Origin of the sequence: Pseudomonas peli, assembly GCF_900099645.1 — a bacterium.
In the GTDB taxonomy this organism is placed as follows: domain Bacteria; phylum Pseudomonadota; class Gammaproteobacteria; order Pseudomonadales; family Pseudomonadaceae; genus Aquipseudomonas; species Aquipseudomonas peli.
The window spans coordinates 39,667-65,840 of sequence record NZ_FMTL01000001.1 but is presented as its reverse complement, the minus strand read 5'-3'; the positions used below and the strand labels follow the sequence as shown (position 1 = coordinate 65,840).

General features: G+C 60.5%; 24 protein-coding genes. 16 read left to right on the top strand and 8 right to left on the bottom strand.

The features are described from left to right. The first annotated feature begins 67 nt into the window (after window positions 1-67). The gene (gene prmB / locus BLO50_RS00390; RefSeq protein ID WP_090247842.1) at window positions 68-1,000 is read left to right on the top strand and encodes a 50S ribosomal protein L3 N(5)-glutamine methyltransferase; all 933 of its coding nucleotides are present in this window, start codon (window positions 68-70) and stop codon (window positions 998-1,000) included. 10 nt (window positions 1,001-1,010) lie between these two features. Here prmB and BLO50_RS00385 read toward each other — a convergent pair whose 3' ends face one another. Then, window positions 1,011-4,487 (bottom strand): hybrid sensor histidine kinase/response regulator, encoded by a 3,477-nt coding sequence (locus BLO50_RS00385; RefSeq protein WP_090247841.1) that lies wholly within the window; start codon window positions 4,485-4,487, stop codon window positions 1,011-1,013. A 242-nt stretch (window positions 4,488-4,729) separates the two neighbouring features. Between BLO50_RS00385 and BLO50_RS00380 the strand changes: the two genes are divergently transcribed. Both BLO50_RS00380 and BLO50_RS00375 read left to right on the top strand, forming a co-directional pair. After that, entirely contained in the window at window positions 4,730-5,299 is a 570-nt protein-coding gene (locus BLO50_RS00380; protein ID WP_090247839.1) for a GNAT family N-acetyltransferase, read from the top strand. A gap of 3 nt (window positions 5,300-5,302) precedes the next feature. Then, entirely contained in the window at window positions 5,303-6,136 is an 834-nt protein-coding gene (locus tag BLO50_RS00375) for a helix-turn-helix transcriptional regulator (RefSeq protein ID WP_090247837.1), read from the top strand. Here the strand turns inward: BLO50_RS00375 and BLO50_RS00370 are convergent. Both BLO50_RS00370 and BLO50_RS00365 read right to left on the bottom strand, forming a co-directional pair. After that, window positions 6,133-6,924: a hypothetical protein gene (locus BLO50_RS00370; RefSeq protein WP_090247835.1), complete on the bottom strand. Its 792-nt coding sequence runs from the start codon at window positions 6,922-6,924 to the stop codon at window positions 6,133-6,135. The two genes, BLO50_RS00375 and BLO50_RS00370, sit on opposite strands and share 4 nt — an antisense overlap. 64 nt (window positions 6,925-6,988) lie before the next feature. Beyond that, the gene (locus BLO50_RS00365) at window positions 6,989-7,984 is read right to left on the bottom strand and encodes an alpha/beta hydrolase (RefSeq protein WP_090247834.1); all 996 of its coding nucleotides are present in this window, start codon (window positions 7,982-7,984) and stop codon (window positions 6,989-6,991) included. Between the two features lie 162 nt (window positions 7,985-8,146). Between BLO50_RS00365 and aroC the strand changes: the two genes are divergently transcribed. The 5 genes from aroC (at window position 8,147) to BLO50_RS00340 (ending at window position 11,879) form a co-directional block, all read left to right on the top strand. Next, a complete protein-coding gene (gene aroC, locus BLO50_RS00360; protein ID WP_090247832.1) occupies window positions 8,147-9,238 on the top strand; it encodes a chorismate synthase in 1,092 nt (363 codons plus the stop codon). 58 nt (window positions 9,239-9,296) lie between these two features. Beyond that, the gene (locus BLO50_RS00355) at window positions 9,297-10,448 is read left to right on the top strand and encodes an MFS transporter (protein ID WP_090247831.1); all 1,152 of its coding nucleotides are present in this window, start codon (window positions 9,297-9,299) and stop codon (window positions 10,446-10,448) included. A gap of 58 nt (window positions 10,449-10,506) precedes the next feature. Next, window positions 10,507-11,055, top strand: a complete 549-nt coding sequence (locus BLO50_RS00350) for a hypothetical protein (protein WP_090247828.1) — start codon at window positions 10,507-10,509, stop codon at window positions 11,053-11,055. 75 nt (window positions 11,056-11,130) lie between these two features. Next, window positions 11,131-11,322, top strand: a complete 192-nt coding sequence (locus BLO50_RS00345) for a PLDc N-terminal domain-containing protein (protein ID WP_090247827.1) — start codon at window positions 11,131-11,133, stop codon at window positions 11,320-11,322. Between the two features lie 2 nt (window positions 11,323-11,324). Next, complete coding sequence (locus tag BLO50_RS00340) at window positions 11,325-11,879, top strand: histidine phosphatase family protein (protein ID WP_090247825.1); 555 nt, start codon at window positions 11,325-11,327, stop codon at window positions 11,877-11,879. 1 nt (window position 11,880) lies between these two features. Here BLO50_RS00340 and BLO50_RS00335 read toward each other — a convergent pair whose 3' ends face one another. The 4 genes from BLO50_RS00335 to BLO50_RS00320 form a co-directional block, all read right to left on the bottom strand. Beyond that, window positions 11,881-12,378, bottom strand: coding sequence for a methylated-DNA--[protein]-cysteine S-methyltransferase (locus BLO50_RS00335; protein ID WP_090247824.1), 498 nt, complete (start codon window positions 12,376-12,378; stop codon window positions 11,881-11,883). A 4-nt stretch (window positions 12,379-12,382) separates the two neighbouring features. Next, window positions 12,383-13,267 (bottom strand): DNA-3-methyladenine glycosylase family protein, encoded by an 885-nt coding sequence (locus BLO50_RS00330; protein WP_090247822.1) that lies wholly within the window; start codon window positions 13,265-13,267, stop codon window positions 12,383-12,385. 99 nt (window positions 13,268-13,366) lie between these two features. Continuing rightward, window positions 13,367-13,906: a methyl-accepting chemotaxis protein gene (locus BLO50_RS22210; RefSeq protein ID WP_409079740.1), complete on the bottom strand. Its 540-nt coding sequence runs from the start codon at window positions 13,904-13,906 to the stop codon at window positions 13,367-13,369. A 1,032-nt stretch (window positions 13,907-14,938) separates the two neighbouring features. Beyond that, window positions 14,939-15,961, bottom strand: a complete 1,023-nt coding sequence (locus BLO50_RS00320; protein ID WP_090247819.1) for an AraC family transcriptional regulator — start codon at window positions 15,959-15,961, stop codon at window positions 14,939-14,941. A 119-nt stretch (window positions 15,962-16,080) separates the two neighbouring features. Here BLO50_RS00320 and BLO50_RS00315 point away from each other — a divergent pair, with 119 nt between their 5' ends. The 8 genes from BLO50_RS00315 (at window position 16,081) to BLO50_RS00280 (ending at window position 24,108) form a co-directional block, all read left to right on the top strand. Continuing rightward, on the top strand, window positions 16,081-17,556 hold the full coding sequence (locus BLO50_RS00315; protein ID WP_090247817.1) for a flavin-containing monooxygenase: 1,476 nt from the start codon (window positions 16,081-16,083) through the stop codon (window positions 17,554-17,556). Next, window positions 17,540-18,469: an alpha/beta hydrolase gene (locus BLO50_RS00310; protein WP_090247816.1), complete on the top strand. Its 930-nt coding sequence runs from the start codon at window positions 17,540-17,542 to the stop codon at window positions 18,467-18,469. The genes BLO50_RS00315 and BLO50_RS00310 overlap by 17 nt, the downstream gene beginning before the upstream one ends. Beyond that, window positions 18,470-19,231, top strand: coding sequence for an SDR family oxidoreductase (locus BLO50_RS00305; protein WP_090247814.1), 762 nt, complete (start codon window positions 18,470-18,472; stop codon window positions 19,229-19,231). 315 nt (window positions 19,232-19,546) lie between these two features. Next, complete coding sequence (locus BLO50_RS00300) at window positions 19,547-19,882, top strand: ribonuclease E inhibitor RraB (RefSeq protein ID WP_090247812.1); 336 nt, start codon at window positions 19,547-19,549, stop codon at window positions 19,880-19,882. Window positions 19,883-19,993: 111 nt separating this feature from the next. Continuing rightward, a complete protein-coding gene (locus BLO50_RS00295; protein WP_090247811.1) occupies window positions 19,994-20,701 on the top strand; it encodes a type 1 glutamine amidotransferase in 708 nt (235 codons plus the stop codon). Window positions 20,702-20,951: 250 nt separating this feature from the next. Beyond that, window positions 20,952-22,361 carry a circularly permuted type 2 ATP-grasp protein gene (locus BLO50_RS00290; protein WP_090247809.1) on the top strand — a complete coding sequence of 470 codons (1,410 nt, stop codon included), beginning with the start codon at window positions 20,952-20,954 and terminating at the stop codon, window positions 22,359-22,361. A 2-nt stretch (window positions 22,362-22,363) separates the two neighbouring features. After that, window positions 22,364-23,314 (top strand): alpha-E domain-containing protein, encoded by a 951-nt coding sequence (locus BLO50_RS00285; RefSeq protein ID WP_090247807.1) that lies wholly within the window; start codon window positions 22,364-22,366, stop codon window positions 23,312-23,314. After that, window positions 23,311-24,108, top strand: coding sequence for a transglutaminase family protein (locus tag BLO50_RS00280; RefSeq protein WP_090247806.1), 798 nt, complete (start codon window positions 23,311-23,313; stop codon window positions 24,106-24,108). The genes BLO50_RS00285 and BLO50_RS00280 overlap by 4 nt, the downstream gene beginning before the upstream one ends. A gap of 379 nt (window positions 24,109-24,487) precedes the next feature. Here BLO50_RS00280 and BLO50_RS00270 read toward each other — a convergent pair whose 3' ends face one another. Beyond that, the gene (locus tag BLO50_RS00270) at window positions 24,488-26,164 is read right to left on the bottom strand and encodes an ATP-dependent nuclease (protein WP_090247804.1); all 1,677 of its coding nucleotides are present in this window, start codon (window positions 26,162-26,164) and stop codon (window positions 24,488-24,490) included. Window positions 26,165-26,174 lie beyond the last annotated feature (10 nt).

Genomic DNA, 26,174 nt, shown 5'->3' with positions numbered 1-26,174 from the left:
ACGCACACCCGGCGCGAGTGGGCGCGCCAGGCTGCTAGAATGGCGCACTTTTTTGTGGAGAGCTGCCGTGACTGACGCTACACATGCCTACCCAACCCGCCTGCGTACCGTGCGTGACTACATTCGCTGGGCAGTCAGTCGTTTTCATGGCGAGGAGCTGTTCTTCGGCCACGGCACCGACAATGCCTGGGATGAAGCCCGCCAGCTGGTGCTCGGTGCCCTGCACCTGCCTTACGAAATTGCCGACAGTTACCTCGATTGCCGCCTGGAAGACGCCGAACATGCGCACCTGCATGCTTTGCTCGCACGGCGCATCGATGAGCGCGTACCGACCGCATACCTGCTGGGTGAGGCTTGGTTCTGCGGCATGCCGTTCATTGTTGATGAGCGTGTGCTGATTCCACGCTCACCGATTGGCGAGTTGATCGAGCAGCACTTCGAGCCCTGGCTGGCGATGGAACCGGCGCGGATTCTCGATTTGTGCACCGGCTCGGGCTGCATTGGCATTGCCTGTGCTTACGAGTTTCCCGAGGCTGAAGTGGTGCTGGGTGATCTGTCGTTTGAGGCGCTGGAAGTGGCCAATCAGAACATCGAGCGCCACGGCCTTGAGGACCGCGTGTACACCGTGCAGGGCGACGGTTTTGCTGGACTGCCAGGCCAGCGTTTTGACCTGATCGTATCCAACCCACCTTATGTGGATGCCGAGGATTTCGCCGATATGCCGGCCGAATACCAGCACGAGCCTGAGCTGGGCCTGGCCTGCGGCGACGATGGCCTGGACCTGGTGCGGCGCATGCTCGCCGAGGCGGCGGATCATCTGACCGAAAAAGGCGTGCTGATTATCGAAGTCGGCAATAGCCAGGTGCATGTCGAAGCGCTGTACCCGGAAGTCGATTTCACCTGGCTGGAATTCGAACGCGGCGGTCACGGCGTATTCCTGCTCGCAGCTGCGCAATGCCGTGAGCATCAGGCGCTGTTCTGTCAGCGCCTGCAAGGTTAAGAACCGGTTCTCAGCGCAGCGCTAGATGGCGGCTGAGCAAGGCGCGCAAAGCGGCCGGTTTGACTGGCTTGGGCAGGTAATCCAAGCCGGCGGCATGCACCTGAGCGATCAGCTCGGGGCGGCCGTCGGCGCTGATCACCACACCCGGTAGCGGCTCGCCCAAGCGCGTGCGCAGCCAGGCCATCAGCTCGGTGCCGGTTTCGCCGTCATCCAGGTGGTAGTCCACCAGTGCCAGCTGCGGCCGCACGTTTTCATTCAGCAGGTGCTCGCACTCCAAGCGATTGCGTGCCGTCCACACCTGACACCCCCAACGTGACAGCAGGCTGTGCATGCCGGCGAGGATGCTGTCCTCGTTGTCGATACACAGCACCTGGATGCCGGCCAGTGCTTGTCCATTCTGCTCGGGTTGGCTGAGCAGCGCCGGCGGTTCGGCGTGCAAGGCCAGGGGGATGGTGACGCTGAATACGCTGCCTTTGCCTGGCCAAGAGCGTACTTCTAGCTGATGACCGAGCACTCGGCACAGGCCGTCAGCAATCGCCAGGCCCAGGCCCAGGCCTTTTTCGGCGCGGGTCTGGTGGCTGTCCAGGCGTTTGAATTCCTCGAAAATCACCTTGCGCTTATCCTCGGGAATGCCCGGCCCGCGATCCCAGACTTCCAGACGCAGTTGCTGCCCCTGACGGCGTACGCCGAGCAGCACACGGCCCTTGGCGTAGCGGAAGGCGTTGGTCAGGAAGTTCTGCAGGATGCGCCGCAGCAGTTTGATATCGCTGTCGACCCGCAGGCGGCTGCCGCGCAGGCGGAAGTCAACGCCGTGTTCGGCAGCCAGCACCCTGAACTCCGCACCCAAGGTGTCGAACAAATTGTTCAGCACAAAGGCATGACGGTCCGGAGTGATGCGGCCGTTTTCCAAGCGCGAGATGTCCAGCAGGTCGCTGATCAGGTCTTCGGCCGAGCGCAGCGAGCTGTCTAGGTGGCGCACCAGTTCACGGGCATCGGCGGGCAGGGCGTCGTCCTGATGGGACAGGGCGGCGGAGAACAACCGCGCAGCATTCAACGGCTGCATCAGGTCATGGCTGACGGCGGCCAGAAAGCGGGTTTTCGACTGGTTGGCGGCTTCGGCTACGCCCTTGGCTTCAGTCAGCGCTTGGTTCAGTTGTGACAGCTCCTGGGTGCGTTCGCTGACGCGTTGTTCCAGGCCTTCGTTGGCGTCTTTCAGTGCGCGCTCGGCTTCACGGAACTCGGTGATATCAGTGAAACTCATGACGAAACCGCCGCCTGGCATCGGGTTGCCGATCAGCTCGATCACTCGGCCGTTGGGGAACAGTCGCTCTGAGGTGTGCGCCGTGCCCTGGCGCATCCAGTACAGGCGTTTGCTGACGTGCTCCTCGATATCACCGCCGCCGAGCAGGCCGCGCTCGGCGTTGAAGCGGATCAGTTCAGCTACCGGGCGCCCGACATACACCTGGCCCTCGGGGTAGTTGAACAGCTCGATATAACGGTGGTTCCAGGCCACCAGGCGCAGCGATTGGTCGACCACGCTGATGCCCTGGGTGATGTTCTCGATCGCGCCTTGCAGCAACGCACGGTTGAACTGCAGCACTTCCGAGGCTTCGTCGACGATGCGCACCACATCCTCGACCTGCATCTCGCGGCCTTCGATGGCCGCCTTGACCACCGCGCGGGTCGATGAAGCGCCTAGCACACCGGCCAGCAGGCGTTCGGTGTGGGCGATCCATTCACTGTTGGCGGTCTGGTTGGGGTCGAAGCCCTTGCCCTGGCGGTAGGCAAACCGCATAAAGCTTTGCCGCGCGCGGTCTTCACCGACAAAACGGTTGGCCAGCAGCAACAGGTCGCCGACCTGCACCGCGAGCATGCTGCGGTTACTCGGTTTGTTACCCAGGTCATGGCCGATAAAGCGCCCTGCCTGCCAGTGCTCGGCCACCCGGGTGCGCGAGAAGTAGGAGACCCAGGCAAACAGCAGGAAATTGCCGGCCAGGGACAGCACCACACCACGGGTCAGCGGGTCGACCTGAAAACCAATCGGCCCGTACAGCAGGGTGTGTATGCCCGGTAAGGCATCCACCGGCCAGCCCAGGCTGCGGGATACCAGTGGCATGACCAGGGTGTAGAACCAGATCAGCGCGCCCACGAACAGCCCGGCGAATACGCCCTGGCGGTTGGCCTGCTTCCACACCAGTGCGCCGAACATCGCTGGGGCCAGCTGGCCGATGGCGGCGAAGGAGACCTGGCCGATGGTTGCCAGGCTGGCGTTGGAACCGAGCAGGCGGTAGCACACATAGGCCAACAGCAGAATCACCACGATGCTTACCCGTCGCGCGGTGAGCATCCAGTAACGGAAGGCTTCAAAGGGCCGCTCAGTGTTCTGCCGGCGCAGCAGCCAAGGCAGCAGCATGTCGTTGGAAATCATCGTCGACAGCGCCACTGACGCGACAATTACCATGCCGGTGGCCGCCGATGCGCCGCCGATAAAGGCCAGCATGGCCAGCGCCGGATGGGCTTCGGCCAGCGGCAGGCTGATCACGAAGGAGTCGGGGGTGATACCGGCCGGCAGCAGCATCTGCCCGGCCAAGGCAATAGGCACCACAAACAACGCGGCGAGGATCAGGTAGGCGGGGAACACCCAGCGCGCCAGGCGCAGATCCTTGGGCTCGATGTTTTCCACCACGGCCACATGAAACTGACGCGGCAGGGCGATGATGGCGATCATCGCCAGCCCCGTCTGGGTCATCATCGCCGGCCAGTTCACGGTTTCTGCCCAGAAGCCCGCCAGTTCAGTGCTGGCTTTAGCCTGGCTGAACAAGTCGCCAAAACCGTTGTACAAGCCGTAAGTCACAAACGTGCCGACGGCGAGGAAGGCAAGCAGCTTGACCAGTGACTCGAAGGCAATTGCCAGGACCATGCCGCGGTGGTGTTCGGTGACATCCAGGTTGCGAGTGCCGAACAATATTGTGAACAGTGCCAGCACCAGTGAGACGATCAACGCGGTGTCCTGAGCGCCGGTGCCATTGGCGCCGGCGCCAGCGCCACTGAGCAGGTTGACCCCGAGCACGATGCCTTTGAGCTGCAAGGCGATATAGGGCAATACGCCCACCAGGCAAACCAGCGCCACTACTACAGCCAGCGTCTGGGATTTGCCGTAACGCGCGGCGATAAAGTCAGCAATCGAGGTGATGTTTTCCTGTTTGCTGATCATCACCATCTTCTGCAGCACCCAGGGGGTGAAGACCAGAACGATGATTGGTCCTAGATAAATCGGCAGGAATGACCACAGCTGCTCAGCGGCCTGGCCTACCGCGCCGAAAAACGTCCAGCTGGTGCAGTACACCGCCAGCGACAGGCTGTACACCCAGGCGCGAACCTTCGGATGCATGGGCGTGGCGCGGCGGTCGCCGTAGAAGGCGATGGCGAACAGAAGGGCCATGTAAATCAGCGCAACCGCGGCGATCAGCCCGCTAGACAGGGTCATGCAAACTCCGAAAACAAACTATAGGGGGCTGCCGGGGTCTTACCTGGCAGCGCAGCGGCTGCCCAGAGCCTACCGCATCAGCGTCCACGGCAGATGATGGGTGTCAGTCTCGCAGCAAAGTCGCGATGCGTCAGGCACGACCAAGGTCGCACTGGCGTAGAACCTGTTGCTGTTGTGGATTGTGCACACGTGTTGGCCCTGTTAGCGTGTCGCGCCTGCGACTCTGTCCGAGGAGGGACCCTATGTTCAAGCCGCAACTGATTACCCTGCAACGTGGTGGTTTGCGCATCGAGCCAATGGTCGATGCCGATATCCCGGCTTTGATCAGCCTGGCCGAAGCCAATCGCCAAGAATTGATCTACATGAGTGGCAGCCTGCGATTGGACTGGTACCGCCTAGGGCTGCTTGATCAGCGCGAAGGGCGGGCCTTGCCCTTTGTGATTCGCCTGGGCGACCAGCTGGTGGGCACCACCCGTTTCGGCGACTTCATGAACAGCTTGCCTGCAGCGGAAATCGGCTGGACCTGGCTGGATCGCAGCCAGCACGGCACGGGCCTCAATACCACCATCAAGTACCTGATGCTCAAGCACGCTTTTGAGCACTGGGGGCTGGTCCGCGTTCAGCTAAAAACCGCTGCGAGCAACCTACGCGCGCAACGTGCCATCGAAAAGCTCGGCGCGCAGCGCGAAGGCCTGCTGCGAAACCATCGCCGCCTGGCCGACGGGCGTTTGGACGACAGCGTGTTGTACAGCATCACGGATCACGACTGGCCGGCGATCAAGCAGCAGCTGGAGGCGCGTTTCAGCGGTTGACTCATGGCGCAGGCACACAGCGAGCAGACACGGTTCTGGCAATCACGCGAGTTGGGCGGGGTAGAGCTGTTGCAGGCGCATTATGTTGAGCAGCGCTTTTCCCCGCATGTGCATGAAGGGTTTGTCTTTACCGTGATTGAACATGGTGCGCAGCGCTTTCGTCATCGCGGCAGCGATCATCTGGCGCCGGCCGGCAGCATGGTACTGATCAACCCGGACGAGCTGCACACCGGCTCCAAAGCCCATGATCTGGGTTGGCATTACCGCGGTTTTTACCCGGACAATGCGCAGGTATGCGGCGTGCTCGCGGAGCTGGAGTGGGGTCAACAGGGCATGCCGTCATTCGCGCTCAGCGTGCTGCATGATCCACAGCTGCATCATCAGTTCGTCACCTTGCATCAATTACTGGACAGCCAGGCGTCGGCGCTGCAGCTGCAAACTGCCTGGCGTGAGGCGATTCTGCTGCTGTTTCAGCGCCATGCGCGTCTGCCTGAGGTCCTGGCACCGGGCCATGAGCCGCATGCGGTCAGCCGCGCCAAGGAATTACTCAGCAGCCAGCTGGCGTCGCCCCCGTCATTGGAGGAACTGGCGCAGGCGGTGGGCTTGTCGCCATTTCATTTCGCGCGCGTATTCCGCCGCGCCACCGGCCTGCCGCCGCATAGCTGGCTGATGCAGCGCCGCCTGGAACAGGCTCGGGCGTTATTAAGGAATGGCTGTGCGCCGCTGAGCGTGGCGATGCAGCTGGGGTTTGCCGACCAGAGCCATCTAAGCCGGCAGTTCAAACAGGCCTATGGCGTGGCGCCAGGGCAGTATCGCCAGGCCCGCGCCATCCGTTAGCGCGTGGCAATCCAAATCAGCAACCCCGCCTGAAACACGCAGAAGGCCACCAGGCAGGTAATGGTGAAGCGCAGACCGTTGTCTTCGCGTTTGAAAACCTCAATGCGCTCTTCCAGTTTGCGTACTTTCACCTCTTGCTCGCGCAGGCTCTGGTCAGCCTGCTGCAGCATGCTTGCGGCGTCCAGCAATTCGACGATCTGCACTTTTTCCGTATGCCAGTCGCCATGCAGTGAGCTGACCCGTGGTGCGACGCAATGCGCCTTGATCTTCAGTGGGTCGAGGTACTCGACGACAAAGCCCTGGGCCTGCAGACAGTGGTCGCGCCGCGCACGGGCTTCTTCACTGAAGGCGTCCTTGCTGGGCAGCGTGGTGTTGGCCACTTGATAGTGGGCGAAGTGCTGACGTGCCCAGCTAATCCCCCGGGCCAGCATAAAGCGCCCTAAACCTCGGTTTTCAGGCTGCACCTGCAGTGCGCTGTCGGGGCCGAAACTGAGCAGGCGTTGTTCGTGATCGGCCCAGACTTCGAGAATATTCTGCTCCTTGCGCACCCGCTGACCGGGGAGCTGCAAGGTTAAACGCAGCAAACTGTGTTGCTTGCCCAGCCGCTCGACGCTGCCGAACTGGATAAAGCGCAAGGGGCGTGCGCCAGTGTGGCGGTCGGTGGGCAAGGCGGTCAGGCGCAAGAGGCGAAAGTGCTCGGGCGCAAGATCGGCCCACGGGTGGGCTTGCTCGACGACCTCCTGCGAAGCAGCGTCGGTATCTTTCTGTGGTTCTGGGTTGTCAGTCATACACGGCGATCCTGTGCGCGACATCTTCAGGTGTCGTCTGATGCGCTTATCGGCCGCCGCTCGGCTAACTGGAGGCTGGCTTTTTGCCGCTGCGCTGGATGAACTGGGCGATCTGCTCGCCCAGCCCCTGTGCCAACGGTAGCCGAGGATTGTCGTAGCTGGCCAGTTGCGCCGGTAAATCCAGCGCGCTGATGCGCAGCAGATGGTTCATCCCGGGGATGATCAGCAACTCGGCATCAGGCTTGGCCGCCTGCAAGGCATGGGCATCGGCGACACTGACCTGAATGTCGTGGCTGCCCTGTACGATCAGCGCCGGAATCTGCAGGCGAGCAAAGGCCTGACCGGGGTTCTGCCGCAGCAGCGAAATCAAATAGGGCTGCACACTGGGGCGAAACAGCACCAGCAAGTCTTTGGGCACATGCGGGGTGAGTTGCCTGGCCATTAGGCGGTCAAGCAGGTGATTGCTCTGCGCCATGAGATGTGGGGGCAAGCGAGCGGCGAGTTGCTCACGCAATAACTGATCAATCGGCCGCGAGCTGCCGGCAATCGCCACCAGGGCATCGGCCTGGGCCTGTTCGGCCGCCAAGCTGGCAATCAGCGCACCTTCGCTGTGGCCGATCAGAATCAGTCGGTCAAACGCCGGATCAGCCCTGAGCAGCTGTGCCCAGCCCACGGCATCGCTGACATACCCCTCGACACTGAGGTCGCGTTCATTCGGGGTGGCGGCGCGGCTGGCGGCTACACCGCGTTTGTCGTAGCGCAGGCTGGCGATGCCCTGTTTGGCCAGACTTTGCGCCAGGCGCTTGAGGCTGTCGCTCTGGCCGCCTTCGGGGTTATTGCCGTCACGGTCGGTGGGGCCTGAGCCGGCAATCAGCAACGCCACGGCCACCGGCTTGGTGCTGCTGGGCTTGAGCAGCGTGCCGTGCAGCGTGCCCTGGCCGGTCTGTAGGCGCATGGGTTGCTGCACGCTGCTGTGTGCGGTGGTGGTGTGGACGGCGTTGGGCGCGGCATTTAGCAGGGCGCTGCAGAGAAGAAGGGGCAACAGAAGAGCTCGGGTCATGGAAAGGAACTGCCGGGGGTGAGCTTCTTGGACGTTTATCTGCCCTGAAGGTTCGAGGATGATCTGTGCGGACGCCACGGGTATACTCGCCGCCTTTATCCAAATGAGGCTTTGCGCCGGCTGGCGTAGCCTCGGAGCTGATTTTCGCGGAGCGTTTTGCACATGTCCGGCAATACCTACGGCAAGCTGTTCACTGTCACCACCGCCGGCGAAAGCCATGGCCCAGCGTTGGTCGCCATTGTCGATGGCTGTCCGCCGGGGCTGGAGATTAGCCTGGAAGACCTGCAGCGCGATCTTGATCGGCGCAAACCGGGCACCAGCCGTCATACCACCCAGCGCCAGGAAGCCGATGAGGTGGAAATCCTTGCCGGGGTGTTCGAGGGCAAGACCACCGGTTGCTCGATTGGCCTGCTGATCCGCAATACCGACCAGAAGTCCAAAGACTATTCGGCGATCAAGGACTCCTTCCGCCCGGCCCACGCCGATTACACCTATCACCACAAGTACGGCGTGCGTGACTACCGCGGTGGTGGCCGCAGTTCGGCGCGCGAGACCGCCATGCGTGTGGCCGCCGGGGCCATTGCCAAGAAATACCTGGCGACTCAGGGCATCGTGATTCGCGGCTACATGAGCCAGCTCGGCCCGATTGAAATTCCGTTCAAGACCTGGGACAGCGTCGAACAGAACGCCTTCTTCAGCCCCGATCCGGACAAAGTGCCGGAGCTGGAAGCTTATATGGACCAGCTGCGCCGTGATCAGGATTCGGTTGGGGCTAAGATCACCGTGGTTGCCGAGGGCGTGATGCCCGGCCTGGGTGAGCCGATTTTCGACCGCCTGGACGCCGAACTGGCCCATGCCCTGATGAGCATCAACGCGGTCAAGGGTGTGGAAATCGGTGCGGGTTTCGCCAGCGTGGCGCAGCGCGGCACCGAGCACCGTGACGAGATGACGCCTGAAGGGTTCCTCTCCAACAATGCCGGCGGCATTCTCGGTGGGCTCTCCAGCGGCCAGCCGATTGTTGCGCACCTGGCGCTCAAACCGACCTCGAGCATCACCACGCCGGGGCGCTCGATCGATGTTCATGGCAACCCGGTGGATATCATCACCAAGGGTCGTCACGACCCGTGCGTGGGCATCCGCGCTACACCAATCGCTGAAGCGATGATGGCCATCGTGCTGATGGACCACCTGCTGCGCCACCGCGCGCAGAATGCCGATGTGCAGGTCAGCACGCCGGTGCTGCCACAGCTGTGATCAGCGCTGCTGCGCGGCCACGTGCGCTCCGCAGCACGCTGCCGGGTTTGTGCTCAGCATGAGCCCGGTTTTGCCGTACTGGCGTCTGTCCGGTTTCTATTTCTTCTATTTCTCGCTGCTCGGCGCCACCGCGCCCTTTCTCGCGCTGTATTTCGATCACCTGGGGTTTTCCGCTGCGCGGATCGGTGAGCTGATCGCCATTCCCATGCTGATGCGCTGCATTGCGCCGAATATCTGGGGTTGGCTGGGCGATCACACGGGCCAGCGCTTGGCCATTGTGCGCTTTGGCGCGTTCTGCACGCTGCTGTGCTTTGCTGGCATCTTTATCAGCCAGAGCTACGCCTGGCTGGCGCTGATCATGGCGTTGCATGCGTTCTTCTGGCACGCGGTGCTGCCGCAGTTTGAAGTCATCACCTTTGCCCATCTCAAAGAGCAGGCGGCGCGCTACAGCCAGATCCGTCTGTGGGGCAGCATCGGCTTTATCGTCGCAGTGGTAGGCCTCGGCAAGCTGTTCGAGTTGCTCAGCCTGGATGCCTATCCCTGGGCGCTGATTCTGATCATGAGCGGTATCGTCTTGAGCAGTTGGTGGGTGCCTAATGCACAGCCGCAGTTGCGCCCTAACACCCTGGAGCAGGGCGGCTTTCTCCAGCAACTACGGCGGCCGGGGATTCTCGCCTTCTACCTCAGCGCCGGGCTGATGCAGTTGAGCAATGGCCCGTACTACACCTTTCTCAGTTTGCACCTGGAAGCACTCGGCTATTCGCGCGGGGTGATCGGCCAGTTGTGGGCGCTGGGCGTATTGGCCGAAATCGTGCTGTTTATGGTCATGGCCCGGTTGCTGGTGCGCTATTCCCTGCGTACCGTGCTGCTGGCGAGCTTTCTGATTACTGCCGTGCGCTGGCTGTTGCTGGGTAATCTGGCTGGGCACTTGCCGGTGCTGCTGTTCGCTCAGCTGATGCATGCGGCGACTTTTGGCAGTTTCCATGCGGCGGCCATGCATTATGTTCAGCGTAGCTTTGCCGATCGCCAGCAGGGGCAAGGCCAAGCCCTGTATGCCGCGCTGGCGGGCGTGGGCGGCGCATTGGGCGCGTTGTATTCGGGCTATAGCTGGCACAGCCTCGGTGCGGCCTGGACCTTTGCAATCGCCAGCCTGATTGCCCTGGCGGCTGCGGTGATTACCGCGCGCTATATGCGCGATGAGCGGCCCTGAACCTTTAGCTGTTGAATTGAACCGCTGACTTGAAACCGACTGTACGAGAGCCTTGAGCATGAGCAGCCTGACCGTCTACCACCAGTCTTCGCCCGAGTACCCGAACAAGCTGCTGACTCACGCCGAGGACATCGCCAGCACTCTGGCTGCTGTTGGCGTGCAATTCAGTCAGGTGCCGGTTCAGCAGGCGGTCACGGCTGGTACCGCCAGTGACGAGCTGCTGGCGGCCAGCCGCGTACAGGTCGACCAGCTGATGACCGCGCATGGCTACGCCACTGCCGAGGTGTTGAGCCTGTGTGATGAGCGCGGTGAGGGCTGTGAGCTGGCTCGCCGCCTGCGCGCAGAGCAATCTTGTCAGCCGGCCCACCTGCATTACTACCTGGCCGGGCGTGGCCTGCTGGCGCTGCATATCGGCGAGTACGTCTACAGCCTGTTGTGCGAGAAGGGTGATCTGCTGCTGTTGCCCTCCACTACGGCGCATTGGTTCGATGGCGGCGAGCATCCACGGTTTGCCGTGCTGCGTCTGTTTGACAGCGCCAAGGTGCCTGATTTTGTGCCTGTCGCGGGTGAGTTTGCCGCTGCCTTTGCGGGGCTGGATGACTGCTGATAGGTCAAGCGGCTGAACTCTTCTGGCCAGCGTCTATCCTACTTAAGCGATCCCTTCGCATAGGAGCGACACCATATGGGTTCAATGTTCAACGGTTTACTGGGTCTGGTCATTCTGGCGCTGGATATCTGGGCGATTCTCAGCGTCATCAAAAGCAACGCCGAAACGGGCATCAAGGTGTTGTGGATCTTGTTAATCGTACTGTTGCCGGTGATCGGTCTGATCATCTGGGCGCTGTTGGGGCCTCGCGGTACGGTCAAGTTCTAGTCATGCGGCGGGCCGGCGTTTGGTGGTTGGCGCTTTGCCTGTTGAGTGGCGCGGTTCAGGCCAGTGATAAGCAAGCCTGGACCGCGCTGCGTGAAGGCCGCGCCGTGCTGCTGTTGCGCCATGCCACAGCGCCCGGCACGGGTGATCCGGCGAATTTTCAGCTGAATGATTGCCGCACTCAGCGCAATCTTAATCAGGTCGGCCGTGAGCAGGCGCAGCGCTGGGGACAGTTGTTGCGTAGTCAGTGGATCGAGCCGCGTCTGCTCAGCAGCCGCTGGTGCCGCGCTCAGGACACGGCCCGCGAAATGGGTTTGGGCGCAGTCGAAGCGCTGCCCGCCCTGGATTCATTCTTTCAAACACCCAACACCGCCCGTGAGCAAACCGCCGCGCTGATTGAGCAGATCAATGCACAACCGCGTGGTGCGTCGTTGGTGCTGGTCTCCCATCAGGTCAATATCACTGCGCTGACCGGCATCTACCCGGCATCTGGCGAGGGTCTGATTCTGGCGTTGCCGCTAGAGGCTCCGGCGCACGTGCTGGCGCGGGTTCAACCCTAGGCTAAATACTCAGCAAGCGCTGTTCCGGCAGCTGCGTGCCTTCGAGCTTAAGCAAAAGCGCCTTGCGCGGCAGACCGCCGGCATAACCGGTGAGGCTGCCGTCACGACCGATTACACGATGGCAGGGAATGATGATGGCAATCGGGTTGGCGCCATTGGCTGCGCCGACGGCGCGCACCGCCTTGGGCCGAGCGATTTCGGCGGCGAGGGCGCTGTAGCTGCTGGTTTGGCCAAACGGTATGGTCTGCAGCGCTTGCCAAACGGCTTGCTGAAATGCCGTGCCCTGCGGCGCGAGTGGCAGATCGAAGCGCTGCCTACGCCCGGTGAAATACTCATCCAGCTGTCGGCACACTTCATCCAGTTCATCGGCGGCGCTGCGCCAGTGTTCGCCGATATGCCAGGGCTTGTCATCGATATCCATCAGCAGTTGTTGCAGGCCGGTTTCGTCAGCGGCCAATAGCAGGCGACCGATTGGGCTGTCGTGGTAGCGGTAGAACATCGCTTCAACCCTCCGAGTAGTTGTGCCACAGGTGTGCGGCGGCATAAGCGCGCCAAGGTCGCCAGGCTTCGGCGCGGGTCTTGAGCTGTTTAGCGTCGATGCCTTCTGGCCCCCACACCGGCGCCTTGAGCAGGCCCAGGTCGCTGGCGGGAAATGCATCGACCTCGCCAAAGGCGCGCAGGGCAATGTATTCCGCCGTCCACGGGCCGATGCCGGGCAGGGCGCACAGCTGCTCGACAAAGGCCGTGTAACCGTCTTGCAAATCCAGACGCAGAGCCCCGCTGGCTACCTGCGCAGCGAAGTGTTGCAAGGTCTGCACGCGCTTGCCGGGCATGCCGATGCCATCCAGATTGGCTTCGGCGATAGCGGCTGGGCTGGGGAACAGCCGTTGAATCTCCGGCGCATCGGCAAACTGCAGTGATTCACCCAGACGGGTAACCAGGCGGCCGGTAATGGTCACTGCCGCCTTGACCGTAACCTGCTGACCCACAATGGCGCGCACGGCCTGCTCGAACGACTCGAAAGCAGTCGGCAAACGCAAACCGGGATTACGCGCCACCAGCGGGCCGAGCTGCGCATCGTTGGCAAAGTGCGCGCTGATCTGCTGCGGCTGGCAGTCCAGATCAAACATTTTGCGCACCCGCGCAATAAGCGTCGTCAGACCGGTCTGCAGCGATTCGCTGTAGTGCAGCTGCAGCGCGTGCTGATCAGCCAGGGGTTGCACACGGAACCAGCCACGTTGGCCATCCAGGTGCACGCTGCGCGCGTAACTATGCGGTTGCAAGCTTTCCACCCCAGCCAGGGCGCGTAGGGCAAAGTGCGCGTGGAATTGTTGCCACTGCCAGGGCGGCAGGTAGCTCAGTAATAGGGTGTTGGCTGATGGGTTCATAGCCGAACAATAACCGCCGTTCGGCTGGCTGTCAGCGCAGAACTGACTTTCAAACTGACGTTTACCCTCTCCCAGGCTTGGGAGAGGGTTGCGTGCTAGCTAAGCGCTGGCCACGCGCTGATGCAACTGATGCGACAGCTGCTCCAGCTGTTGGCCCAGGTGTACCAGCGACTCCTGAGCATCCAGCAGTTCGGCACTGGCGGCACGCTGGCGCTGGCTGGCGTCACGTTGCGCGGCGCTGTTGTCGCGCACGTGAAGCAGTTGCTGGTGCGCCTGGGTAAGCGCCTGGCTGTGTTGCAGGATCGAGCTGGAGAGGTTGTCAGTCAGCCCGGCGTTGCTACTCAGCGCGCTGCCTACTTCACTGACCTGCATCGCCCCGGTGTCGATGATCTGCTGCGACTGGCCCAGTACGTTCTGTACGGTGTCGGCGGTTTCATTGCTGCGCTGTGAGAGGTTACGTACTTCATCGGCCACCACCGCAAAGCCGCGGCCATGCTCGCCAGCCCGCGCCGCTTCGATGGCGGCGTTAAGCGCCAGCAGGTTGGTTTGCTGGGCGATGGCGCTGATCATCTGCATGGATTCGGCGATGCGCTGGTTGCTCTGCTGAATCGCCTGCATGCTGGCTTGGGCATCTTCCATACGTTGTGCGCAGACATTCACCTGGCTGCTGCTGTGCTGGGTGTCCTGGCTGAGCTGCTGCATATGGCCGGTGCTAGCGGCGAGGCTGTCGAGCACTTCATGCAGGGCCAGATCCAGCTGGTGCATGGCATCGGCCTGCTGTTGCACATCGGTGTCGATGCTCTGGCAGCGCTGGCGGATACCACCGAGGGTCTGTTGCAGCTTGCCGGCCATCTGAAGCAAATCGCTGGCGGTGCTGCGCACGTCATCGACGATGCCGCCGAGTTGATCCTGATTACGCGCGGCGCGCTGACCGAACTCGCGGGATTCATTGAGCGCCTGTTCGGCATCGGCCAGGGCCTGATTACGCAGTTGTGCGCTGTACCACTGCGCCAACCAGACGGTCAGTACGGGCAGGATGTAGCCCGAGTAGGTGTTCACCGCCGCATCGCGCGGGCTCAGTTCAAATACTGGCAGGCTGGCGCCACTGCGTTCCAGGCGGATCAGCCAGAACACGAACAGCACCTGAACCAGGCTCCATACCATGGCGCTGCGGGTGCCGGCCAGCAGGTAGGCGAAGACGATAATCACCGCCGGCCAGTAGATATGCGCCGAATGCAGGCCGCCCAGTTGATAGATCAGCAGCATCGAGTAACTGGCCATGCTGGCCAGCGCCATATTGGCTGGCACAGCCAGCGGCAGCACGGCACTGCGCAGTACCAGCAACATCAGTGGCATGCCGAGCACCAGCAGCAACGAGCCATACATCAATGCATCGTTGCCCAGGCGGCCCCACTTGATACAGCTGTATAGGCCAATGACCACGCTGCACAGCGCACTGAAGGCGAGGGTACGGGCCAACAGGATGCTGGCCTGGTCGGTCAAATCATGTGGCAGGAACTGCCCAAGGAAACCCTGTCGCATGAAAACTCCAGTCAGTAGGTTGTTCAGCAGTATCGGCGCAAATGGCCGCCGGCTTTAGGGTGGAAAGTGCCAATTTGGCGGATGAAATAGCAAAGTGCCATCTGCACCGACGACTTGTCAGTCGTATTTTCAGGCCAGCGTTTGACGATACTGCCCAGGCGTGAGGCCTTTCCAGCGTTTGAAGGCATGCAGGAAATTCGACACCTCGCTGTAGCCCAGGCGTTCGGCAATCTCCTCCTGGCTCAGGCTGGCGATGGCCAGCAGTTCTTCGGCCAGGGCCTGGCGCACTTCTTCCTGCAACTGGCGAAAGCTGCTGCCTTGCTCTTCCAGGCGGCGACGCAGGGTACGGCTGCTGATGTTCAGTTCGCTGGCGATGACTTCCATGTCCGCCAGCCGTCCCGGTGTACTCAACAGGCGATCACGAATCTGCCCGGCCAGGCCGCTGCGTACCTGACGTTTGGCCAGCAGGGCCTGGCATTGCTGCTCGCAGAGCTGAGCGCTGTGCGGATTGGCGCGTGGCAGTGGCAGATCAAGCAGGTGACGGGAAAAGCTGATGCGGTTCTCTGCGCAGGCAAACTCCGGCAGCAGGCCGAATTGCTCGATAAAGCGTGCAGTGTCAGCCGGCGCCGGCATGCTCAGTTGCACGCGATCCAGGGGCATGCGGTTGCCGGTCAGTTCGCGCTGAATCACCATCACTGCCACGGTGTCGCGCAGCAGGAGGAAGTCGCGCACCTGATCCGGCAAATGGCTGCCGTCCAGCTCCAGATGCGCCTGGTCGGCGTCTTCACGCAAGCTGATGCGATTAAAGGCAAAGGTCAGGTCCAAGTAGCGCAGGCCGAGGTCGGCAGCCTGGCGGAAGCTCTGACTGCTGAGCAGGGCGTAACCCCAGATGCCATAGGTGGTCAGTTGATAACGCAGGCCGGCTTGCAGGCCAAGGTCATCCTGGCCGGGCAGCGCCTCGATCAAGTTGCGGATCAGCTGCAGCTCCTGCGCACCTTCGATTTCACTGTGCAGCTCGGCCAGTTGCAGGGGGCTGAGTCCGGTGTCGCGCAGGCAGTGTTCGACACTCAAACCATGGTCGAGGCCTAGCTGGGTTAGCAGTTGCACACTGGTGATGCTTCGTCGTGGCAGGCTGTAGGGAATGGCCGACATGCAGTTATCCGCTGATTTGTCCGAAAGTCACAACCGATTGGCCGACTATGCCATAACCTCTCACGTGCCGTGCAAGTAGCATCTTGGTATCCGCACTGTTTGCGGTTGGGGATATAACAATGCACAACACTTCCCAGAACCAGGACCCGTTGCGCGTGCTGATTATCGGCAGCGGCTTTGGCGGCCTGGGCATGGCCATCCAGTTACAGAAGGCCGGGATCGAAGATTTTCTGATCCTCGAGAAGGCCGCAGAAGTCGGCGGCACCTGGCGTGACAACAGCTACCCGGGGGCGGCCTGCGATGTGCCGTCGCACCTGTATTCGTTTTCCTTCGAGCCGAAAACCGACTGGAGCCGCAAATTCGCGCCCCAGGCGGAAATCCATGGCTACATGCTGCAGTGCGTGGCCAAGTATCAGTTGCGGCCGCGTATTCGCTGCAATGCCGAAGTGGCGTCTGCCGCTTTCGATGCGGCCGCAGCGCTGTGGCGGGTAACCCTGAGCACTGGCGAAGAACTCTGCGCCGAGGTACTGATCAGCGCCTGCGGCCAGCTCAATCAGCCGGCCTATCCAGCGTTGCCGGGAATTGAGCAGTTCGCCGGGGAGGCCTTTCACTCGGCGCGCTGGCGGCATGACCTGGACCTGACCGGCAAGCGCGTGGCGGTGATCGGCACCGGCGCCTCGGCGATCCAGTTTGTTCCGCAAATCCAGCCTAAGGTCGCGCAACTGCAGCTGTTTCAACGCTCGCCGGCCTATGTGCTAGCCAAGCCGGACCGCGCCTATCGGCCGTGGGAGCTAGCGGTAATGCGCCGGCTGCCCTGGCTGCAACGCATCGACCGTGGCCTCAAGTACCTGCAACACGAGGTTCGCGGCCTAGCGTTTATCAGCATGCCGTGGCTGATGAAGCTGTTTCGCTTCAGCTTCGAACGGCACCTTAATCAGCACATCAGTGATCCGCAGCTGCGCACCCAGCTGCAGCCGAATTACCCCATGGGCTGCAAGCGCATCCTGATCAGCAATGACTACTTCCCGGCCCTGGCGCAGCCCAATGTGGCGGTGATCAGCGAGGCGATCAGCCGCGTCGGCGAGCGCGCCATCATCACCGCCGATGGCCGCGAGCACTCGTGCGATGTACTGATCTACGGCACCGGCTTTGCTGCCACGGATTTTCTCGCGCCGATGCAAATTCGCGGCCTCGGCGGGCAGGAGCTGAACCAGGCCTGGCGCGACGGAGCCGAGGCGTACAAGGGCATCAGCGTCAGCGGTTTTCCCAACCTGTTTATTCTTTACGGGCCGAATACCAACCTGGGGCATAACTCGATCATTTATATGCTCGAAAGTCAGTTCCGCTACGTGCTCGGCTGCATCGATTTACTGCGCCAGCAAGGCGCCCGTTATGTCGACGTAAAAGCCGCAGTACAGCAGCGCTACAACCAGCAGATTCAGGCCAGCTCACATCGAACGATATGGGAGCAGGGCTGCTCAAGCTGGTACAAAACCGCCTCCGGCAAAAGCACCAATAACTGGCCGGGCTATACCTTCACTTACCGCCAGCAGACCCGCGCACCGGAGCTTGATGACTATGAATGCACCCGTTGAATTCACCGCGCCGGCGGCCGATCAGGCACTTCTGCGCAGCGTTTTGCGTACCAGCCTGCGCCTGCTGTTCCGTGGTCTGGTACGCCCACCCATGCCGATTGCCGGGCAGCGCGCGGTGCTGCGTCTGCTGACAGCCGCCAGCCCGGCGCCGAGTGGCGTTACCCGTAGCGCCGGCACCTTGGGCGGGCGATCCTGTGAGTGGCATAAACCACAGAGTGGTCGCGGCACGGTGCTGCTGTACCTGCATGGCGGGGCTTATCTGATTGGCGGGCCGAACACCCACCGCACGATCTGCTCGACCCTGGCCAAACGCGGACAGATGGATGTGTGCGCGCTGGATTACCGTCTGGCACCTGAGCATCAATACCCAGCCGCCCGTGACGATGCGTTGGCCGCGTTTCAGGAGCTGCTGACGCTGGGTTACACGCCCGAGCAGATCGTGATTGGCGGCGACTCGGCCGGTGGCAACTTGGCGTTGATTACCAGTTTGCGTTTGCGTGATCTGGATCTGCCGCAACCGGCCGCGTTGGTGTGCTTCTCTCCGGTCACTGACTTTACCGGTACGCAGCTGCACGAGCCGCCAGCCGGTGACCCGTTGATTCACCGCAAATGGGTGGAACAGGCCCTGGCGCTGTATTGCCCGGCGGGTTTGGCCCACGACGACCCTGGCTTGTCGCCGCAGTTTGCCGATCTGCATGGCCTGGCCCCTGTATTGATTCAGGTTGGTGAAGACGAAATTTTGCGTAACGACAGCCTGCGTTTTGCCGACAAGGCCCAGGCGGCGGGTGTGGATGTGCGCCTGCAGCGTTATCCGAACCTGTGGCACGTGTTTCAGGCCCACGCGGGCATGCTCAAGGCCGCCGATTTTGCCCTGGCTGAAGTGGTGAGTTTTCTGCGTGAGCGGGGCTGCTGAGTGAACAATATTCTGATTACCGGCGCCGCGTCAGGGATCGGCGCCGCCACCGCCAGGTTGTTTCATCAACACGGCTGGCAGGTTGGGCTGCTGGATATCAACCACCAGGCGCTGACTCAGTTGGCCGGTGAGTTGGGTAACGTCTGGCATGCCGAGCTGGATGTGGCCGACCCGGCGGCAGTCAAGGTCGCCCTGGCGGACTTCTGCGCTCTGCATGGCGGTCAGTTGCGCCTGCTGTTCAACAGCGCGGGGATTCTGCGGTGCGGGCACTTCGAGGACATCGAGTTGAGCGAGCATGCGCGCATTCTGCAGATCAACGTGCAGGGGCTGCTAAATATGACCCACGCGGCCTTTCCTTATCTGAAAGCCACGCCCGACGCCCAGGTGATCAATATGGGCTCGGCCTCCGGGCTCTATGGCGTACCGCATCTGGCCAGCTATTCGGCCTCCAAGTTCGCCGTGCGCGGGCTGACCGAGGCGCTGGACCTGGAGTGGGCCAAGCACGGTATCCGCGTCGGTGACCTGATGCCGCCGTTTGTCAGCACGCCGATGCTTAAAAATCAGCGCTTTCAAGCCCCTGTCTTGCGCCGTCTGGGCGTCAATCTTGAGGCTGAAGCCGTGGCTCAGGCCGCTTTGGCGCAAACTCGCAGCCGTGCGGTACACCGACCGATCAGCCGGCAATTCAAGCTGCTGTACTGGTCCGGCCAGCTGACGCCCGCCTGGCTGACCCGGCGCATCATGGCCTGGCTTAGTCGCGACTGATGGATTGGCTGTATGGTTGAAACAACTTTCGCTGGGCAAATGCGCGTTGATGGGACTAGTCTGCAACTAACGCTTCTGACTTGTTCGCCCTGAACAAGCCTGCGTTGACCAGCCCTGGTTTCAGGTCTGGCTTATGACATATCAAGCAGCACATCGCTTGATTCTCGGGCGGCACTGCAATCGGTGCCGCAACACCGCTGAGGCTCTGGCGGTAGCAATGGGAAAGCGTTTACCAGGTCGTAGCACTGCAGTATCGACACCTAGTTGGTTCTTTAGCGTCCTGTAAATTTGTCCATCGCCTGAGGAGGTCACTTCATGAGCACAGCCTTGCACGATGATGTCAGTAACGGGGTTTTACGGCGGATGAAGGAGGGTGGCTCCGACTTTGCCAGCTTCCATCCCATCGAGTTCTACGCCCTTTTCCCTGATGAGGAGCGGGCCCGCATGGCCACCCGCAAATTTCGAGGTGAGTCTTTACACGCCCTGGTGACCGAGCGTGATGACGGTGTCTGGCACCTGCAAGTCAGTAAAGTAATGTTCGCGACATACCACGGCATCGACGACTTCGAGCATGACCTGGAGTCAGTCGTGGCGCCGCTTGGCGGCAAACTGGATGGGTGGGGTGTTACCCAGGAGGTAAGGCAGCCCTGAAGTCTGCACACGGGCCGGCCATAAGCTGGCCCGTGTCATTTCTACCTCGCCTACGCGCGCCCAGCCAATCGCCCCTCGACCCCAGCCCATGCTTTGCTTCAGACTTGGCGCATGACTGACATCCTGATTCTTACCCATATCGATTACTGCCCGCCGGCCCACCTGGGCAAGGTGCTTCAGCAGGCTGGCCACCCCTATACCGTGTTACGCGCTGACCTCGGTGAGCTGGACGGCATTGATCTGGACCGACCCAAGGCCGTGGCCATCATGGGCGGACCAATGAGCGTCAATGATCAGCTGCCCTGGCTGGCCACCGAGGTCGCCGCGTTGCAGCACTTTATCCGCCGCGATATTCCGCTGATCGGCCACTGCCTGGGCGGCCAGCTGTTGGCCAAGGCGCTAGGCGCGGACATCAGCCGCATGCCTTACACCGAAAGTGGCTGGCAGCCGCTGACCCGTCTGGACCAGGCGGCGCCCAGCCCCTGGTTACAGCATGTGCCTGAGCAGTTCTCGATCTTCCAGTGGCATGGCGATAGCTTTGCTATTCCCGAGGGCGCACAGCCTTTGCTCAGTAGCCCCTGGTGCAGCAACCAGGCGTTTGCCTGGGGCGATAAAGTCCTGGCCCTGCAAGGCCACCCGGAAATGGACGAAGCCCTGGTGCGCCAGTGGCTCGGCGACTGGCATCACCTGCTGGATGAAAGCCAACCCAGCCAGCAGAGCAGGGCGCAGATGCTCGACCAACTGCCCGCCAAAGTTGCCGAACTGAACCACGTAGCAGAAGGCTTCTATCGCCACTGGCTGCAACTGGCCGGGTTCTGATGCTCGGCTAGGGTGGATGACGCTTTCCCATCCACCAGTGGTTACCGTGCGGTGGATAAAAAGAGCGTTATCCACCCTACGGACTGGCCGCCTTAAAATGGCGCGCCCTGCAACTCGGCGGTCACGATTGCGCCCTGGCTTGGTGCGTTGCTTGTGTCGTAAATACTCAAGTTACTGATTTAAAACATTTTTATTGTATGGCGCGAGCCTTGCAAAGCTGTCTCCATGTCCGGGTGACAAGGAGTACGGCATGGCCCGCACCTTTTATGACGAGATGTACGACGCGAGCGGCGCTGTCCGCCCGCACTACCAAGCTTTTGCCCGCTGGTTAGCGGATACCCCGGATGAACTGCTGGCCCAGCGCCGCCGTGAAGCCGACCTGCTCTTTCACCGCGCCGGTATCACCTTCACCCTGTACGGCGACGACCAGGGCACCGAGCGGTTGATCCCGTTCGACATCATCCCGCGCAGTATCCCTGCCAGCGAATGGCGCATGGTCGAGCGCGGCTGCATCCAGCGTGTGCAGGCGCTGAACATGTTCCTCGCCGACCTCTACCACGACCAGCGCATCATCAAGGCCGGGATCATCCCTGCCGAGCAGGTGCTGGCCAACGAGGGCTACCAGATCGCCATGCAGGGCCTCAACCTGCACCGCGACCTTTACGCCCATATCGCCGGGGTTGATCTGGTGCGCGATGGCGACGGCAGCTACTACGTGCTGGAAGACAACCTGCGCACCCCCAGCGGCGTCAGCTACATGCTCGAAGACCGCAAGATGATGATGCGCCTGTTCCCCGAGCTGTTTGCTGCGCAGCGCGTGGCGCCAATCGATCACTACCCGAATCTGCTGCTCGACACGCTGAAGTCCTCCAGCCCGCTGGATAACCCCAATGTGGTGGTGCTGACGCCAGGGCGCTTCAACAGCGCCTATTTCGAGCACGCCTTCCTGGCTCGCGAAATGGGCGTGGAGCTGGTCGAGGGTGCGGACCTGTTTGTACGTGACGACAAGTTGTTTATGCGCACCACGTCTGGGGCCAAGCAGGTGGATGTGGTCTACCGCCGCCTCGACGACGCCTTCCTCGATCCACTGGCTTTCAATCCCGACTCCATGCTCGGTGTGCCGGGCCTGCTGGCCTGCTACCGCAGCGGCAATGTGGTGCTGGCCAACGCCATTGGCACCGGGGTGGCGGACGACAAATCCATATACCCCTATGTCGACGACATGATTCGCTTCTACCTCAGCGAAGAGCCGATCCTGAAGAACGTGCCGACCTTCCAGTGCCGCAAGCCGGCCGAGCTGTCCCATGTACTGGCCAACCTGGAACAGCTGGTGGTCAAGGAAACCCAGGGCTCCGGCGGCTACGGCATGTTGGTCGGCCCGGCGGCCACCAAGGCGGAAATCGAAGACTTCCGCGCGCGCCTGATTGCCCGCCCCGAGGCCTATATCGCGCAACCGACCCTGTGCCTATCGACCTGCCCGACCTTTGTTGAGCGCGGCATTGCGCCTCGGCATATCGACCTGCGGCCGTTCGTGTTGTCCGGCAAGGAAACCCGCATCGTCCCTGGTGGCCTGACCCGCGTCGCGCTGCGCGAAGGCTCGCTGGTGGTCAACTCGTCCCAGGGTGGCGGTACCAAAGACACCTGGGTGGTGGAGGACTAATCATGCTTTCAAGAACTGCCTCTGATCTCTACTGGATGTCGCGCTACCTGGAGCGTGCGGAAAACCTCGCGCGCATGCTCGATGTCAGTTATTCGCTGTCGCTGATGCCGCAGGATGGACGTGGTGACGGCCTTGAAGAACTGGCCCTGCCGCTGCTGATTACCGGCACCCTGGATGATTACCTGGAGCGCCACGGCCCGCTGCATGCCGAGCGCATGCTGCACTTCTTCGCCCTCGATGCGAGCAACCCGGCGAGCATCTACTGCTGCCTGCAGGCCGCGCGCAGCAATGCCCACGCCGTACGCGGGCGGATCACCGCCGACATGTGGGAAAACATCAACGCCACCTGGCTGGAGATTCGCGGCATCGCCGAGCAGGGCCTGGGCCGCTATGGCATCAGTCGCTTCTGCGAGTGGGTCAAGGAGCGCTCGCACCTGTTCCGTGGCGCGACCTTCGGCACCATCATGCGTGGCGATCCATACCGCTTTATTCGCCTGGGCACCTTTATCGAGCGCGCCGACAACACCCTGCGCCTGCTTGATGCCCGCTATGAAATGCTCGGCGAAGACATCGACGAAATCGATGGCCGCCCGGCGCGCAGCTACTACCAGTGGACTGCACTGCTGCGTGCACTGTCCTCATTTGAAGCCTTTGCCGAGATTTACCGGGGCTCGCCAGGCACGCGCAAAGTGTCTGAATTACTGCTGCTGCGCCCCGACGTGCCGCGTTCGCTGCGCGCCTGCATGGACGAACTCAGCCTGATGCTCGCCAGCCTGCCCGGTGACAACGGCCGCCCAGCCCAGCGCCTGGCCGCCGAGCTGGAAGCGCGACTGCGCTACACCAGCATCGAAGAAGTACTCGACGAGGGCCTGCACGCCTGGCTCACCGATTTCATCCTGCTGGTTCGCCAGTTGGGCCAAGCCATCCAAAGCTCCTACCTGGAGGTCGCATGAGACTGTCAATCAGCCACGACACTACCTATCACTATGAAGACCAGGTGCGCACCAGCATCCAGTACCTGCGTATGACCCCGCATGACAGCGAGCGTCAGCAGGTGCTCAGCTGGCAGCTGAGCCTGCCGCGCCCGGTGCGTGCGCAGGTTGATCCTTACGGCAATATCCTGCATGTGCTGACCCTGGACGAGCCGCATGAGTCCATCGTTATCGGTGCGCGTGGTCAGGTGGAAATCGACGAAGCGCGCGAGGCCGAGCACGAAAGCCAGTCGGCGCTGCCGTTTTTGCGCTTTACCCGCCTGACCGAGGCCGACGAAGCCCTGCGCGAGTTTGCCAAGCTAGAAAGCCGCAGCCGGCCGGACCGCAGCGGCCTGATCGACCTGATGCACGCCCTCAATGCGCATATTCGCTATGTGCCCGGCACTACGGCGGTGGAAACCAGCGCTGCTGAAGCCTTTGCTGGCGGCAAGGGCGTTTGTCAGGACCACGCGCATGCCTTCCTGGCCTGCGCACGCAGCCTGGGCGTGCCGGCGCGCTATGTGTCGGGCTATCTGTTTACCGACAGCGAAGACCACCTGGCCAGCCACGCCTGGGCCGAAGCCTGGCTGGACGGCGCCTGGTACAGCTTTGATGTGACCAATTGCCTGGCCAAACCGGAGCGGCATCTGAAGCTGGCCGTGGGCTTGGACTACTTGGACGCCTGCCCGGTACGCGGTATGCGTCGGGGTGGCGGCATTGAGCAGATGCATGCGCAGGTGGAGGTTGCACCGATGATTCGGGTGCAACAGCAGTAGAGGCGCTGCGCTGGCTTCGTAGGGTGGGTTAGTGGCGCTGATCTGAGATTGATGGTTCAGCCCGGAGCTTGAGCGCCACGTAACCCACCAAGCGGTTGTAGCCTCTCATTTTGGTTTCGCCCCTTACGGGCGAGTCCCTTTTGGCAATTGCCCCAAAAGGAACCAAAAGGTCTAGCCCCGACATCCGGCCCTGCCTGCGGCAGGGTACGTGAACAGAATCATTGCTCCAGGGGCCCGCCGCGAAGGGCCATCCTTGGCCCATCGCGGCTCTCGCGGCATCCATGCCGCTCAACCCCTTCCACAACGATTCTGTTCACCCTCCTGAAGGGGCGTTTGGCGTCGTCTGCGCGTCTTGCGTGATTTAACTAAAAGCAAACTGTTACTGATCACCGTTTCTTAAACGGTGGGAAACCTTTTCGAGTGCGGAGTCTATGGTTGAGCAGACTTGGCAGAATTTTTCTGTCCAATCAAGATCAGCTGAGTTTGCGGCCTTATCAATGAGTAATTTTTGTAAATTTTCCTTTTTATTATCTTTTATTTTGAAAGGCTCTAGTTGTCCATGCGCATCTATAGAGAAATTGTCGAACCAGTTTTGGTTTGTTGCGTATATTTCCTTAATCCACTCGTCAGGAAATAGCCCTTCAATAGGGAAGCCATTTCTAACTGAGACAAAGTGTTCGTTTGGCTGGAAGGGAATGTCTTTCTGGCCGAAATATCCCTGAAGTGATCTTCGTTCTTGATCTCCTGCATCGTCGCCGTCAAATATTGCAACACATGCCTGTTCTTTCCGTATAAATGGATAAGTCGCTCGTAAAAATCCAGATAAATGTTTTACGCCGCCAAAATCTTCGAGGCTGGCTTTGCGTAGATACGGCCAATCATATAATTCCGCCGGAATGATCTCTAAAATCCAACTAAATATTTCTCTATCGGATTTTCCTTCTAAAAATACATTGTATTCAGCAAGATTGAAAAAATCACCGAATTTTATACCTAGGGCTGATCTTATTGTTGACACTGCAGAGTTAAAAGTATCGTATCGGGATAGCTCTGTTCGATTTTTATCATTTAGGCTTGTGCCGCAAATATATTTTGGGTCTTGTGGTACGAAAGCCATTGAGTGTGTTGTTTTTATTACTGTTGAATCTTTTGCAAGGTTATCTAGTATTTTGCTGCAGTTGGTTGCCAGATGTGGATGTAAATATGATTCTGGTTCTTCCAGAAGCCAGAGCGCTTTCCGATTGATTTCTGCTTCTTGTTTGGTTATCCACCGAAAAGCAGCCAGCAGAGCTGTAGTTTGAATACCCATGCCTTTTTCATTTATAGGTGTTTTTTGTGGGTCTGAAATGAGGAAGTCAAATCCAGATACTAGTTCTTCTATCGAGTGTCTGGGTATAGAGAAGCTGGCTGTAAAGTCATTTAGGCCAGCATTGGTAAGCTCATGGTTAAGTGCTTGCTCCGCTTCGGATAGACTTTCTTGAATGTCATTTATATATGGTTCGATAACTTTAGAGACTTTTCTTTTTAGGAATGGGCTCAAAAGTTCTTGATATATTTGATTTATTCCTTTGGCAGATGGTACGTAATGTAGGCTGAAGCTTCCCAGTAGGCGGTTGACCAAAGATATGTGTGTTCGAGAATACTGTGCGGCTTGTGCGCCAGCTTTGGGGCGTTTTATGTTAGGAAAGAAGCTGTACACAGGAGTATTCGTGTCAGTGAAGTATAGTGTGAGAGTGACTAATGACCCTGTTCTCTGGGTTCCTTGCAAGTTGTGGAGCTCATCTATGCTTTCGTAAAGCTCTCTATCTGCCTCAATGCTGCCGTCAAATGTTGCGGTAATACTTGTTCTGGCTTTACCTACACCAAATGTTAAATCGGACTCGCGTGAGTAGCCATACGAGTTTTCGTAGCCTGTGAAGAAAACTTGAACCGCTCTTAATAGATTAGTTTTGCCGGAGTTGTTGGGGCCTACAAGAGTTATACTTCCTGGTATAGGAAGATGTTGTTCAGTTTCAATTGATCTGAAATTTCGTACACGAATTTCAACTAAATTCATTGGGCGATTC